Raw genomic sequence first — 15,588 nt, forward strand, 5'->3', positions numbered from 1 at the left:
GCTTCGGTGCTGGCGGCAGTCACCGAAAGACAGATGCGTTGTTCAATGAAAGGCTACCGCGATGCATCGCGGTGCCAACAGACCATCGCGTTGCCCTAGGTCGCGCTTCCTCTAGCAAGTGGCGCTTCCGTTCTCATTTTTTGAGGCATAGCACCGCAGTTTTTTTTTTCATCGCCCCCTTCGCATGTCGAGCCATCGCTGTATGCCTAAGTGGCTAGCCTTGCAGCAGGCTTGGTCATCATCGGCCTTGCTCGATCTGGGGGGGCGAGCGGTCGCTATCGATCTGTCTTATGACACCGCGGCGTCTTTGCACCGCGAAAAAGCAATTCCGGTCTTCCAGGCTGGGAAAGGAGAACTCACGTGTCCAGCTCTTCAAACCCCGCAGCGCTGTGCAGTCGTACGCGCAGCGCATCCGTGCAGCCGTTGCGTCGTTCCGCCATGGCGATCAGCATTGCACTCTTGCTCGCTGCGCCGGCCTATGCGCAACAGGGTCAATCTTCCCAGGAGGCATCCGCGCCCGCCTCCGGCAATGCGGTGGATCTTGATACGGTGCAGGTGCGTGGTTTGCGCGCCAGCCTGATCAAGTCGCAGTCAATCAAGCACGATGCCGAGCAGATCGTCGATTCGGTCAGCGCCGAGGACATCGGCGCGCTGCCGGACCGCAGCGTCACCGAAAGTTTGCAGCGGGTCAGTGGCGTGACCATCGACCACTTCATCACCCGCAGCGATCCGGACCATTTTTCTGCCGAGGGCAGTGGGGTGATGATCCGTGGCATGACCCAGGTGCGCGGTGAACTTAACGGCCGCGACAGCTTCACGGCCGACAGCGGGCGTGGCCTGAGCTTCGAAGATATCCCGGCCGAACTGATGGCGGGTCTGGACGTGTACAAGAATCCTTCCGCCGAAATCATCGAGGGTGGGCTGGGCGGCACGGTCAACCTGCGAACGCGCATGCCGTTCGATCAGCCCGGCCGTAGCGTCGCGTTTAACGCCGATGCCAACGAGGGCGATCTCAGCAAGACTGTTAAGCCGTCGGGCTCGTTGCTGATCAGCGACCGCTGGAACACCGAGCTGGGCGAGATGGGCCTGATGCTGGATGCGGCGTACTCGTCGATGACTACGCGCAGCGACGGAATTCAAGTGGAGCCGTTTGTGCGCCGTACCGATCCGGCGCTGCTGGCGGGTACCAGTTTTTCCGAGGTCTACGTGCCGGGAGGGCTCGATTGGCGTCAGATGGATTCCGAGCGAACGCGCAAGGGTCTTGCGAGTGCATTTCAGTGGCGGCCCAGCGACGATACCGAGCTGTATGTGCAGTACATGCGCTCCACCTATGACATGAACTGGGGCGATCACGCGGCGGTGTTTAACGACCAGAGCAGCGCGATCAACCCTTTGCCAGGGACCACGTTTACTTACAGCGATGACGGCCGCTTCGTCAGTGGCGAGCCTGGCTCGAGCTTGTGGCGCGGCCAGAGTGCCGACAACGACCGGGTGCGTTTCAATACCCAAAAACGTTACGCGCAGCAGACCACCACGACCACCGACCTGTCCGGTGGCTTCACCCACAAGCTCACCAGCAAAATCGCGCTACGCGGCGATATGCAGCTGCTGCAATCGCAAAAAGATACGCTGGATTTCACGCTGTTCAACACGATTTATCTGCCCGGCCTGATGGTCGACCTGAGCGGTAGATATCCATCTGCGACGATAGCCGATCCTGCCTATGCGACTGATCCTTCCCACTATTTCTGGCGGGCGGCGATGGATCATCTGGGGCAGAACCGCGGGCGCGAACTGGCCACACGTTTCGATCTGGAGTACACCGACGACGATAGCCCATGGTTGCGCAGTTTTCGCGCCGGCATTCGCGCCACCGACCGCACCCAGACCAACAAGAACACGCCCTACAACTGGGGCGTGATTTCGGATAAGTCCGCACCTGTCCCAGGTGCTGCCAACGGGCTGGCCGATCTTGCCGATTACATGACTGGGTCGTCGTCGTTGTATACCTTTCCCAATCTGTTTCGGGGCCAGGTGACCGTACCAACGGAGCTGTATTTTCCCAGCGACGCCGCGGTCAAGGACTACGCCGGCACCACGCAGCTGGTCCGGCAGATCGTCGCGCTGCGTGGCCGCGGTTGGTCGCCAGTAGGTTATCGCCTGCGGGATATTAATCATCAATTCGAGCGAACGCAGGCCGCCTATGCGGTGCTGTACTTCGGCAACGACGATGCGTTGGGCGTGCCGGTGGATGGCAACATCGGCGTGCGTGTAGTGCAAACCAAGACGGCAGCCGATGGCTACGGCCAGTTTCCCGATCTGTCGGCAAGCATCGCGCCGCAGGCGCTGCGGGACCAGTACACCGGGCAGTTCTTCGGCAACGATGCCAAGGGTAGCTATACCAATGTTCTGCCGAGCTTCAACATGCGCTTCAAGTTCTCCGATGCGCTGCAGTGGCGCATCGCGGCGTCCAAGGCAATGTCGCGACCGGACTACGATCAACTACAGGCGTACTTGCTGCTCTCAGCGACGGTCCAGGATGGTGTCGTGACGCGCTGGACCGGCGCGGCGGGCAACCCGAATCTGCGGCCGATGAAAGCCAATCAATACGACACTGCGCTGGAATGGTATTTCGACACCAGCGACATGATGTATCTGACCTTGTTCTATAAGGACGTCAGCGATTACATCGCCAACCAGACCGTCGCCGAAAACTACGGTGGGCAAGACTGGTTGGTGACGCGCCCGTACAACATGGACAAGGGGCGCATTCGCGGCTTCGAATACGGCTACACGCAATTCTTCGATTCCTGGCCGGGTTGGCTGAGCGGCTTCGGCATCAATGCCAACTTCACCTTCGTCGACAGCAGTGGTGGGGTCAATCTCGCGGTAGATCCCAACACCCAAACAACCGTCAACGGCGTTCGCCTGCCGTTGGAAGGCTTGTCACGGCGGAGCTACAACCTGGCCGGGATCTACGAAAAGGGGCCAGTGTCGGCGCGTCTGGCCTACAACTGGCGCTCGCGCTACCTGTTGACCGCCAGCGATGTCATTACCCGGCTGCCGGCGTGGGCGGACGATGTCGGGCAGCTGGACGGATCGCTGTTCTACAGGTTCACACCGCATCTGCAGCTTGGATTCCAGGCCAACAATCTGACCAACACCGTGACCAAGGTGTTGATGGGGCCGACGTCCTACACCGGTGGCGAGGTCGACAACCGTTTGTATACGCGCAGCTGGTTCGTCAACGACCGGCGCTACTCGCTGGTGTTGCGCATGAACTGGTGAGTACGCGCAATCACGTCGTCAACGTGCGCGGGCTCCCAGAGTTGAGCCCGCCACGCCCAGCCCGACGCTCTGGCGCTGCGATGCCAGAGTTACCGGGTTTTCTCGTATTGTTATATGTTTAGCGAATACCTTTCCAGGAATATTTCATTGGTCTGGCATGACGGTCGCGCCCTATGCTCCGGCCGCAGCTACTAGGTAAGCCCACTCGGGATTACATCGCATCCACGCAGCCCCGGCCCTTGTCGGAGGCGGATGCCAAGCCAGCACCAACGACCGGTAGGGCGTTCGCGCACCGGCCCGCTAAAAACTAGAAGTACATGCGTCCTGGGAGGGAGCACCATGTCAGTGCAACATCGCCACATTCCGGCAGGCCGGGCTGTGGGTCAGCGTTCGATCGGTGATTTCCGCCGCTCCGTGATGGCCATCAGTGTGGCCACGCTGCTGAGCGCGCAGGCCTATGCGCAGGATGCGACCACCACTGCTACCCCGGCATCGGATGCGACGACGCAACAGCTGGACACCGTGCAGGTCACCGGTACCCGCAGCAGCGTCACCAAGGCGCAGCTGGTCAAGCAGAACGCCGAACAGATCGTCGATTCCATCGTTGCCGAAGACATCGGCAAACTGCCCGACAACAACGTGGCCGAGGCGCTGCAGCGCATTTCCGGCATCCAGATTTCGCGTAACTACGGCGAAGGCAGCTCGATCGCCATTCGCGGCCTGACCCAGGTACGCACCGAACTCAATGGCCGCGACATCTTCACCGCCAACGACGGCCGTGGACTGAGCTTTGAAGACGTGTCTGCCGAATTGCTCGGCGGCGTCAACGTTTACAAGAACCCGTCTGCCGACATGATCGAAGGTGGCCTGGGTGGCACCGTCGACCTGCGCACGCGCCTGCCGTTCGACTACGACGGCCGCAAGATCGCCGGCAGCGTGCAATACAACTATTACGACCTCGCCGACGACGGCAAGCCGGCGTTCTCGGGCCTGGTCAGCGATCGCTGGCAGACCGGCATCGGCGAGATCGGCATCCTGGTGAACTACTCGCAGCAGAAGAGCCCGTTCCGCCAGGACACGATCTCGATCGAGCCCTGGTATACCCAGACCGACCTGCCGGGTTATGAAGGCCAGGAAATCTCGGTGCCGCATGGTGCCGGCATCAACACTACCGTCGGCGAGCGCGAGCGCAAGACCGGCGCGTTTGCGATGCAGTGGCGCCCGAACGATTCGGTGGAGGTCTATACGCAGGTGCTGCGTTCGGACTACGACTTCAGCTGGCAAGATTATTCGTTCTTTGCGCTGACCCAACAAAATCCGATTCAGGGATTGCCCGGCATCCAGGTCAACGGTCGCAACGAATTCGTCAATGGCTCGTTCCAGAACGTGCCGACCGAATCCAACACCAGCCTGACCGAGCGTCACTCGGTGACCACCGATTACTCGCTGGGTGCCAAGTGGACGGTCAACGAAAAGCTGACCCTGAGCACCGACTTCCAGTACGTTGATGCCACCACCAAGGGTACCCGGTACATCTTAGCAACCGGGCAAGACACCAGCCCGCAGTTCAACGTCGACTTCCGTGGCACGCTGCCGCGCCTGTCGGTGACCGATGCCAGCGGCGCGGAAGGTTACCTGGCCGACTTCAACAACTACGACGGCTGGCGCTACCACCTGGACAACAAGGACGACAATGAAGGTACAGAGTTCGCCTGGCGTTCGGACATGGACTTGGCGTTCGATAGCGACTTCGTGCGTAGCTTCAAGGCGGGCGTGCGTTATACCGATCGCGATGCCGAAACAAAAGGCAACGTGTGGCGCTTCATGTGTTTGAACACCGCCTGCGGTGCTGCGACCGACTCGCCATTCGCGGCTTTCCCCAGCATCGGTCTCACGAACAATCCGATTACCGATTTTTTCCGCGGACAAAGCAACACTTTTGGACGCACGCTGACAGCAGCCAATTCGGCAGTGTCTAACTATGAGCAGACTCTGGCCACGTTTGGCGCCAGCCCGCTTGTATTTGCACCCAACAACATCAACACGCAGAACGAAAAGACCTACGCGGCGTATGGTGTACTGCGTTTCGGCGTGGATGGCGACATCCCGTTTGACGGCAACATCGGTGTGCGCGTTGTGCGTACTGAGGTAGGTTCGCAAGGGGTGAGAACCGGAACGGATTCGGAGGGCGGCGGTTTGATCCCAGTCGATGTTCAACGCACCTACACTGACGTGTTGCCTAGCTTGAATTTGCGTTGGATGCTAAGTGATCAGCTACAGTGGCGCTTCGCTGCCTCGCGTGGCATTTCCCGCCCGACGTTTGATCGACTCAATCCTAATTTGAGTTTGGGAACCAACACCGGTGCAGGCGGCTCGACGTTTATTGGCAGCGCGGGTAACCCGGATCTTGAGCCTATGAAAGCCGATCAGTTCGACACTGCGTTGGAATGGTATTTTGGGCAAGGCTCTATGGTGTACGGCACAGCTTTCTACAAAAAAGTGGAGGGCTTCATCGCCAGCGCCGTGTTTGATGAGACCTACGGTGGGCGTCCAGCAGAGATCACCCGTCCGGTCAATGGCGATTCGGGCAAGATCCGCGGCGCCGAACTGGGTTACACGCAGTTCTTCGACTTCCTGCCGGGCTGGTTGAGCGGCTTCGGCCTGCAGACCAACTACACCTATGTCGACAGTGAGGCGCCAAGCCCCACTGCCACCGACACCAACGGGCAATCGTTGACGGTGCCGCTGGAAGGCCTGTCCAAGAACAGCTACAACGCGATCCTCAGCTACGAAACTTCGCGTTTCCAGGGCCGTGTGGCCTATAACTGGCGCAGCGATTGGCTGGTGACCACCGCGGGCAACGGCACCGGCAATCTGCCGGTCTACAACAAGGGCTTCGGCCAGTTGGATGCCTCGCTGCGTTTCAACATCAATGATGTATGGTCGATCTCGCTCGATGGCGTGAATCTGCTCGATACCCGTCGCGAAAGCTATCTGGGCACCGAGTCGCGCTACCGCGATTTCGTGATCAACGATCGTCGGTATGGCCTGACGTTGCGGGCCAGCCTGTAGAACGCGCCGTAGGAAGTGCGTCGCCGCTCCGGCGAACTGTGCAGGCAGCCCGTTGGACCGGCGTTTTTCCTATCGATAACCAGGTCATCGATCGCGAGGGGAGCCGGAGGAATGATCGTCGTGATCGATCCGCCTACTAAGCGCCACCTTTCCGCAGCACAGGCGTGGCTGATTGCTGTGTGCCTGATGCTGGTGTTGTTTTTCATAACGTCCGAGGTGTCAGCGGCCAAGCCCGGCATGCCAGGGCCGTATCAGTGGCGCAGCGTCGCCATTGGCGGTGGCGGTTTTGTCACCGGTGTGCTGTTTCACCCCGCCGAACGCAATCTTGCCTATGCACGCACTGATGTCGGTGGGGCGTACCGCTGGGATGCGCAGGCGCAGCAGTGGGTGGCACTGACCGACTGGTTGGGTGCCGAGGACTGGAATCTGATGGGGATCGACGCCTTTGGGGTCGATCCTGCCGACCCGAACGCGCTGTATCTGGCCGCGGGTACCTACATGCACGAACGCGCCGGCAATGCGGCGGTATTGCGTTCTTTTGATCGCGGCAAACATTTTGAGCGCGCCGAGCTGCCGTTCAAGCTCGGTGGTAATCAATTGGGCCGCGCCAATGGCGAGCGGCTGGCCGTGGACCCGCACGATGGCCGTGTGGTGTTGCTTGGCTCACGTGATGCAGGCCTGTGGCGCAGCGACGATCGCGGCGCGCACTGGGCGCGGGTGGAGACATTTCCTGCCGATGCATTGGCAGGCGCCACGGCGCGCAACCATGTCGGAACCGAACAAGCGGTGGGGATCGCCTTTGTCGTGTTCGACCCCGCCAGCGGCCGCCCTGGCAATCCGTCACCGCGCATTTATGTGGGCGTTTCCACTGCGCAGAACAGCCTATACGTTTCCGAAGATGCTGGCCGCACGTGGTCTGCCGTGGCCGGGCAACCGAAGGGGTTGCGTCCCAACCACATGGTCGGCGGCAACGATGGACAGTGGTATCTGAGCTATGGCGATCAGCCCGGCCCGGATTTGATGGCTGGTGGCGCGCTATGGAACTACGACGCGGCGCAACACCGCTGGCGCGAGATCAGCCCGATTCCGCAACCTGCCAGCGGCGATGGCTTCGGCTGGGGTGCGGTGGCGGTGGATCCGCAACATCCGCAGGTGCTGTTGGCCAGCACCTTCCGCCGACGCACCCCGCGCGACGAGTTGTTCCGCAGCAACGATGGCGGGCGCAGCTGGACGCCGCTGTTGGCGAACGCGCAGTTCGATCACAGCGCCGCACCATGGACGGCGCACGCAACGCCGCACTGGATGGGCGCACTGGCGATCGATCCATTCGACAGCAATCACGCCCTGTTCGTTACCGGCTACGGCATCTGGGCCTCGCGCAATCTGCAGGATTTCGCTGCACGCCAGCAGCCGTTGCAATGGTGGTTCCAGGACCGTGGGCTGGAAGAAACCGTGCCACTGGATCTGCTCAGCCCGATGGCCGGCGCGCATCTGCTCAGTGCGTTGGGCGATATTGACGGCTTCCGGCATGATGCGTTGGACACCGCGCAGTTGCAGTATCTGGGCCCGCGCTTGACCAATGGCGAGAGCATCGATGCTGCCGGCCAAGCGCCGCAGTGGGTGGTGCGCAGTGGCACCGTGCGCGATCGCCGCAACAACGAGATTCGCGCGCTGTACTCGCAAGACGGTGGCACGCATTGGAGCGCGTTCGCCAACGAACCGCCGAGCGGGCAGGGCGCCGGCACGATTGCCATTGCCGCCAATGCATCGCAGGTGGTGTGGGCGCCGGAACAAGGCGGTGTGTGGCGCACTACCGATGTCGGCAAGCACTGGCAACGCGTGCGGGGCTTGCCCGACACCGCGGTGGTGGTGGCCGACCGCGTCGATGCGCAGCGCTGGTATGCGGCTGATCGCGTGAGCGGGCGTCTGTACGAGAGCAGCGATGGCGCCGCCAGCTTTCGCGATACCGGTCAGCAGATCGGCAGCCCGGCGCGCGATGAACGTGCGCGCCCGCAACTGCGGCCCGATCCGTGGCGTGCAGGCGTGGTGTATCTGGCCAGTCCCATGCTGGGCGTGATGCGTTGGCAGAACGGCCGATTGCACACGCTTTCCAAACCGGACCAAGCGCGCTCGCTAGGCATCGGCAAGGCGCTGCGTGCTGGCGCGCCGCCGGCCCTGTATCTGGCTGGGCGCGTGGCAGGCGTGGATGGCATCTTCCGTTCCGATGACGAAGGCACGCATTGGCTGCGCATCAACGACGATGCGCATCGCTTCGGCAAACCATATAGCGTGACCGGCGATCCGCGCATTCCTGGCCGCGTGTATTTCGCCACCGGTGGCCGTGGCATTTTCTATGGCGATCCACGATGAGCGCTGCATCGCTATGCGCAGCATCGCGCTGTCTTACCGTGGACGGCGCTGTTTTCCGTCGTATCGCTGTGCGCCGCCTGGCTGCGCCGATTTTGGAGATCACTGCATGACCGCTTCTTTTGTTCGTCGTAGCTGCCTGCTTGGCCTGGTGTTGGCCAGCCCGGCGGCCTGGGCATTGCCAACGCTGCCGCTGCTGTTTGCCGATGGCGCGGTGCTGCAGCGCGACCAACCGATGCCGGTGTGGGGCTGGTCTGCGCCCAATGCGGCGATCACGGTCAGCTTCGACGGCAAGCGCGCCACCGGCAAAGCCGATGCGACCGGGCAATGGAAGGTCAAACTGCCTGCGCACAAGGCTGGTGGTCCGTATGTGCTGCGGGTGCAAGGCGACGGTGGCGACGTGCAGGTGCGCGATGTGTTGGTTGGCGATGTGTGGCTGGCCAGCGGGCAATCGAATATGGAATGGCCACTGGCTCAGGCCAGCGATGGTCCGCAGGCGGTCGCCGCTGCCAACGACCCGCAGTTGCGCCACTTCAAGGTGCCCAAGTCGTGGTCGGTGCAGCCCGAGGCGCGTCTGACCGGTGGCGAGTGGAAAGCTGCCACGCCGGCCAACGCTGGCGAATTCACCGCGGTCGGCTATTTCTTCGCCAAGGAGCTGCGTGCCAGCACCGGCGTGCCGATCGGCATCGTCAACAGCACCTGGGGCGGTAGCGCGATCGAGGCGTGGATGGACGCCGCCTCATTGGGCCTGAATGCCGATCAGAACCAGGGCGCGATCGAAGCGATCAAACAGCGTGACGCCGCGGCGCAGGCGGCCACCGGCAAGCGCATCGCGCGCTGGCCCAAGGTGGACGGCGAGATGCTGCAATGGCGCGAAGCGGAGTTCGACGACAGCGACTGGGACAGCATCCCGGTCACCAAACAATGGGAATCCAGCGGCTATGACGGCATGGACGGCATCGCTTGGTATCGCACCACGATGACGCTCAGCGCTGCCGAGGCCAAGGCCGGCATCACCTTGGGGGTGGGCCAGGTCGACGATTCGGACATCACCTACGTCAACGGCCAGCAGGTCGGCAGCACCGAAAAGCAGTGGAACCTGCCGCGCGTCTACCAGGTGCCGGCAGCGGTGCTCAAGGCCGGCGTCAACCACATCGCCGTGCGCGTGGACGACCTCAGTGGCGGTGGCGGCATGCACGGCCCGGATGAGCAGCGCTTCGTGCAGACCAGCACAGGTGCCAAGCGGGCGCTGAGTGGCTGGAAATTCCGCCCGGCCGCGGTGCGTGTGTCGTTGGCCGATAACAAGAATCAATTGCCCACGGTGCTGTACAACCAGATGATCCATCCGCTGCAGCCGTTCCCGGTCAAGGGCGTGATCTGGTACCAGGGTGAAACCAATGCCACCGACACCGGCGCGGTGAAATACCGTGAGCAATTCGCAGCGATGATCCAGCAATGGCGTGCCGAGCGCGGCGACAAAACGCTGCCGTTCCTGTGGGTGCAACTGGCCAACTTCAAGGCCGGTGGCGACAACGGCGAGCTGAGCCCGTGGGCGCTGTTGCGCGAGTCGCAGTCCAAGACGCTGGCGTTGCCGGCAACCGGGCAGGCGGTGATCATCGACATCGGCAACCCCACCGACATCCATCCCACCAACAAGCGCGATGTTGGTCATCGTCTGGCGCTGGCGGCGCGGCATGTGGCCTATGGCGAAACGCTGGTGTACAGCGCGCCGGTGTTCAAGCAGGCCAGTTTTGACGGAGGCAAGGCGGTGCTGAGCTTCGACCTGCAGGGCAGTGCATTACAGGTGCGCGGCGGCGCTGGGGCAGTGCAGGGCTTTCGTATTGCCGGTGCCGATCAACACTTCCACCCGGCCACGGCGCAGATCGACGGCGACCGCGTGACCGTGCGCAGCGATGCGGTCGCCGCACCGGTGGCCGTGCGCTACGGCTGGAGCGAGAACCCGGACGACGCCAACCTGATCAATCGCGACGCCCTTCCTGTTTCCCCCTTCCGCACCGATACCTGGTGACACGGAGACTTATGTCCATGCATTCCCCCGTTGCACGCGTACTCTCCCATTCCAACGCACGCCGTTGCCTGCGTCCGCTGCTGCTGTCTGCGCTGACGCTGGCCTTGGCCGCATGCCAATCTGGTGACAAGGGCGATGCCGGCAAAGCTGCCGCAACCACGCCTGCTGCAAGCACCGCCGCGGCAACGCCGGCAACTGCACAGGCGCCGGCTGCACAGACCCCGATGCCTCAGTTCGTCAGCAAGGACGGCAAGCATGCGTTGATGGTCGACGGTGCGCCGTTCCTGATCCTGGGTGCGCAGGTCAACAACTCCAGCAACTATCCCGGCATCATGGACAAGGTGTGGCCGGCGATGCAGGTGCTCGGTCCCAACACCGTGCAGGTGCCGATCGCCTGGGAACAGGTGGAGCCGGAAGAAGGCAAGTTCGATTTCTCCTTCGTCGATACGCTGCTCACCCAGGCGCGCGAACACAAGGTGCGCCTGGTGCTGTTGTGGTTCGCAACCTGGAAGAACAACGGCCCGCAGTACGCACCGCATTGGGTCAAGACCGATAACCAGCGTTTCCCGCGCGTAGTCACCCGCGAAGGCAGGTCGATCGGTTCGCTGTCGCCGCATGCGCAGGCCACCCTGGATGCAGACCGCAAGGCATTCGTCGCCTTCATGCAGCATCTGAAGAAGGTGGACCCGCAACACACCGTGATCATGATCCAGCCGGAGAACGAGCCGGGCACCTACGGCAGCGTGCGCGACTTCTCGCCGATGGCGCAGAAGCTGTTCGACGGCGCAGTGCCGGATGAGCTGATCAAGCGCTTGAACAAGCAGCCGGGCATCTGGGCACAGGTGTTCGGCGCCGATGCCGACGAAGTTTTCCACGCGTGGTCGATTGGTCGTTATATCGATCAAGTCGTCGAGGCCGGCAAGGCCGAGTATCCGTTGCCGATGTACGTCAATGCTGCGCTGCGTGGCCCGTTCAATCCGGGCCAGCCCGGCCAGTACGCCAGCGGTGGGCCCACCGATAACGTGCTGGACGTGTGGAAGGCAGCCGGCCCGCATATCGATCTGCTGGCGCCGGACATCTACATGCCCGAATACCGCATGTACACCACGGTGCTGGAACGTTACGCACGCCCGGACAATGCCTTGTTCGTGGCCGAAACCGGTAACCGCCCGGAATACGCGCGCTATCTGTATCCCACGCTAGGCCACAACGGCATCGGCTGGTCGGCCTTCGGGATGGATTACACGCACTATTCCAACTATCCGCTTGGCGCCAAGCACGTGGATGAAGAAACGCTCGCGCCATTTGCGCTCGGCTTTCGGGCGGTCAGCATGGGCATGCGGCCGTTCGCCAAGGCGGCCTCCGAAGGCAAGCTGCACGGCACGGCTGAAGAACCCGGCGAGGCCGTGCAGGAGCTCAAGCTCAACGACCGTTGGAGCGCCACCATCACCTATGGCGTGCCGCAGTTCTGGTTCAAGGACGACCCGCCGGGCAACCCCGAGCCGATTGGTGCTGCGTTGATCGCCGAGCTCAGCCCAGACGAATTTCTGGTGACCGCTTATCACGCGCGCGTGACCCTGCACCCGGCCAGCGACACCACTGCCAACATGATTTATGACCGCGTCGAGGAAGGCGTCTACGAAGGCAGCGATTGGAAATTCCAGCGCAACTGGAATGGCGACCAGACCGATTACGGCGTCAATTTTTCCAATGTGCCGCAGCTGCTCAAGATCACATTGGCGACCTACAAGTAGGCGCGCCTGCGACAACGTAGCGATGCCACATAGTTGGCACCGCTTTGAACCAACCCATGCGCTGCCGCCCCCGCGGCAACGTTTCGTAATTCCAAGGGAGTGACCATGCAAACCACCATCCGTTCCGCCGGCGCCGTGCCTGCCAACCGACGTACGCCGCTCGCCCAGTGTCTGGCGTTGTCGCTGGCATTGCTGGCCAATGCCGCGCATGCGCAGGAAGTGCACAAGGCCGCCGATGGCGTCACCGTGGTGCCGAGCGCCAAGGGCGCCGCACCGGTGCGCCTGCAAGTGGTCGATAGCGGCGTCATCCGCGTCAGCGCGGACCCGGATGGCGACTTCGCGCGCAGCCCCAGCCTGATGCGCGTACCGGTGCAGGGCGATGGCGCGTTCCAGGTTGCCGAGCAGGGCGATAGTGTGCAGCTGAAGACCGGCAAGGTCACCGCCACGGTGTCCACTGTCGATGGCCACGTCAGCTTCGCCGATGCCAACGGCAAGCCGGTGTTGTCGGAAGTGGCCGGCGGGCGCAGCTTTGCGCCGCTGAAAGTGGAGGGCAAGCAGTACCTGAGCGTGCGGCAGCGCTTCCAGTCGCCCGATGACGAAGCGCTCTACGGCTTCGGCCAGCATCAGCAGGGCTGGATGAACCAGAAGGGGCGCAACGTCGAGTTGCAGCAGAACAACATCGACATGGCGGTGCCGTACCTGGTGTCCAGCCGCAATTACGGCCTGCTGTGGGACAACAACTCGATCACCCGCCTGGGCGACCCGCGCGGCCTGCAGCCGCTGCCGAAGACGCTGAAGTTGTACGACGCCAAGGGCAAGGCCGGCGCGCTGACCGCCCGCTATGCGATCAACGGCAAGCAAATCCTCGAACGCCGCGAGAGCGAGGTGAACTACCAATACCTCAGCGATCTGCCCAAGTACCCGAAGAAGGCGATCACCAAGGACAAGAACAGCCGCATGCAAGTGACCTGGGAGGGCGAGATCGAAGCGCTCACCGGTGGCGAACACACCTTCTCGCTGTATTCGAGCGAATACGCCAAGTTGTATGTGGACGGCAAGCTGGTGATCGATCGCTGGCGCCAAAACTGGAACCCGTGGAACCACGAATTCAAGCTCGATCTCGAGCCGGGCCAGCGCCACACCGTCAAGGTCGAATGGGACCTGATCGACCCGAGCTACATCGCGCTGCTGCATCGCGACCCGCTGCCGGCCGCCGAAGCGAAGGATCTGTCGCTGTGGTCCGAAGCCGGCCAGATGATCGACTACTACTTCGTCTCCGCCGATTCGTACGACCAGGCAGTGGCCGGCTACCGCGAACTCACCGGCAAGTCGACGATGCTGCCCAAATGGGCCTACGGCTTCTGGCAGAGCCGTGAGCGCTACAAGAGCCAGGACGAGCTGGTGGGCGCGGTGGCCGAATACCGCAAGCGCAAACTGTCGTTGGACAACATCGTGCTCGACTGGTCGTACTGGCCGGAAGACGCCTGGGGCTCGCACGATTTCGACAAGCAGCACTTCCCGGACCCGGACGGCATGGTCAAGGCCGTGCACGACATGCATGCGCAGATCATGATTTCGATCTGGCCCAAGTTCTATCCCACCACCGCCAACTACAAGGAGCTGGACGCCGCCGGTTTCATGTTCAAGCGCAACGTGGAAGTGGGCGAACTGGACTGGATCGGCAAGGGCTACAAGAACTCGTTCTACGACCCGTATTCGGAAAAGGCGCAGGCGATCTATTGGCGCCAGATCAACGAAAAGCTCAACAGCAAGGGCTTCGATGCCTGGTGGATGGACGCCGACGAGCCGGACGTGCATTCCAACCTGGACATTGCCGAGCGCAAGGCCCGCACCACGCCCAACGCGCTGGGCTCGTCCACCGAATACTTCAACTCCTACCCGTTGCCGCACACGCATGGCGTGTACGTGGGCGACCGTGCGGCCGACGACAAGCGCGTGTTCATCCTCTCGCGCAAGGGCTATGCCGGCACCCAGCGCAATGCGGTGGCTGTGTGGAGCGGCGACATCGTCTCGCGGTGGGACGACATGCGCGACCAGATTTCTGGAGGCGTGAACATGGCGCTGTCGGGCTTGCCCAACTGGACCTTCGACATCGGCGGCTTTGCGGTGGAGAAGCGCTATGAAGACCAGGATCCGGCGCACCTGCCGGAATGGCGCGAGCTCAACACGCGCTGGTTCCAGTTCGGTGCGTTCGTGCCGATTTTCCGGTCGCACGGCCAGTTCCCGTACCGCGAAATCTGGAACATCGCACCGGAAGGTACGCCGTTCTACGAGAGCATGGCCTACTACAACCGTTTGCGTTATGCGTTGCTGCCGTACATCTACAGCCTGGCCGGCGACACCTACCAGCGCGATGGCGTGATCATGCGCGGCATGATGATGGACTTCCCGAACGACCCCAAGGTCCGCGACATCAACGATCAGTACCTGTTCGGGCCGGCGTTCCTGGTCGCACCGGTGACCCGCTTCGGCGCCACCTCGCGGCAGGTGTATCTGCCGGCCGGCAGCAGCTGGCTGGATTTCGCAACCGGCAAGCGTTACGAGGGCGGACAGAGCATCGAAGCCGCCGCGCCGATCGAGCGCATGCCGTTGTTCGTGCGTGCCGGTTCCATCGTGCCCACCGGCCCGGTGCAGGAATACGTCGACCAGGTGCCGGACGCACCGCTCACCGTGGTGGTCTACACCGGCGCCGATGGCCAGTTCTCGCTGTATGAAGACGATGGCAAAGGCTACGGTTACGAGAAGGGCGAGTTCAGCCGCATCCCGCTGGTCTGGAACCAGGCCAAGGGCGAGCTGAGCATCGGCAAGCGCGAAGGCAGCTGGACCGGCATGCAGGCCAAACGCACCATCAACGTGCGCTTCGTCGACGGCCCGCGCGAGGATGCCGGCGCGCTCGCGCCCAAGACCGACGCCAGCATCCAGTACGACGGCAAGCCGGTCAGCGTGTTGCAGCGCAAGATTGCGTCGAGCAAAGCGCGTCGTCGATGATCGCAGGCTGTCTTCAGTCGATGAGCACCCAGATGCCGGAACGCCGCAAGGCAGGCGCGCGCGGTTCCG

6 protein-coding genes are annotated in these 15,588 nt (G+C 62.5%); all 6 read left to right on the forward strand.

The window, feature by feature from the left end:
* The first annotated feature begins 438 nt into the window (after positions 1–438).
* The 6 genes from KWO_RS09230 to KWO_RS09255 all read left to right on the forward strand — a co-directional run bounded on the left by KWO_RS09230 (position 439) and on the right by KWO_RS09255 (position 15,519).
* Complete coding sequence (locus KWO_RS09230) at positions 439–3,288, forward strand: TonB-dependent receptor (RefSeq protein ID WP_162832867.1); 2,850 nt, start codon at positions 439–441, stop codon at positions 3,286–3,288.
* A gap of 339 nt (positions 3,289–3,627) precedes the next feature.
* Entirely contained in the window at positions 3,628–6,360 is a 2,733-nt protein-coding gene (locus KWO_RS09235) for a TonB-dependent receptor (RefSeq protein WP_017113281.1), read from the forward strand.
* A gap of 111 nt (positions 6,361–6,471) precedes the next feature.
* On the forward strand, positions 6,472–8,730 hold the full coding sequence (locus KWO_RS09240; protein ID WP_017113282.1) for a hypothetical protein: 2,259 nt from the start codon (positions 6,472–6,474) through the stop codon (positions 8,728–8,730).
* 106 nt (positions 8,731–8,836) lie between these two features.
* The gene (locus KWO_RS09245) at positions 8,837–10,756 is read left to right on the forward strand and encodes a sialate O-acetylesterase (protein WP_010379700.1); all 1,920 of its coding nucleotides are present in this window, start codon (positions 8,837–8,839) and stop codon (positions 10,754–10,756) included.
* 11 nt (positions 10,757–10,767) lie between these two features.
* Positions 10,768–12,510: a DUF5597 domain-containing protein gene (locus KWO_RS09250; RefSeq protein ID WP_010379701.1), complete on the forward strand. Its 1,743-nt coding sequence runs from the start codon at positions 10,768–10,770 to the stop codon at positions 12,508–12,510.
* A 105-nt stretch (positions 12,511–12,615) separates the two neighbouring features.
* Positions 12,616–15,519 (forward strand): TIM-barrel domain-containing protein, encoded by a 2,904-nt coding sequence (locus KWO_RS09255; protein ID WP_010379702.1) that lies wholly within the window; start codon positions 12,616–12,618, stop codon positions 15,517–15,519.
* Positions 15,520–15,588: the final 69 nt, after the last annotated feature.

Origin of the sequence: Xanthomonas vasicola pv. musacearum NCPPB 4379 (assembly GCF_000277895.2) — a bacterium.
GTDB lineage: Bacteria > Pseudomonadota > Gammaproteobacteria > Xanthomonadales > Xanthomonadaceae > Xanthomonas > Xanthomonas vasicola.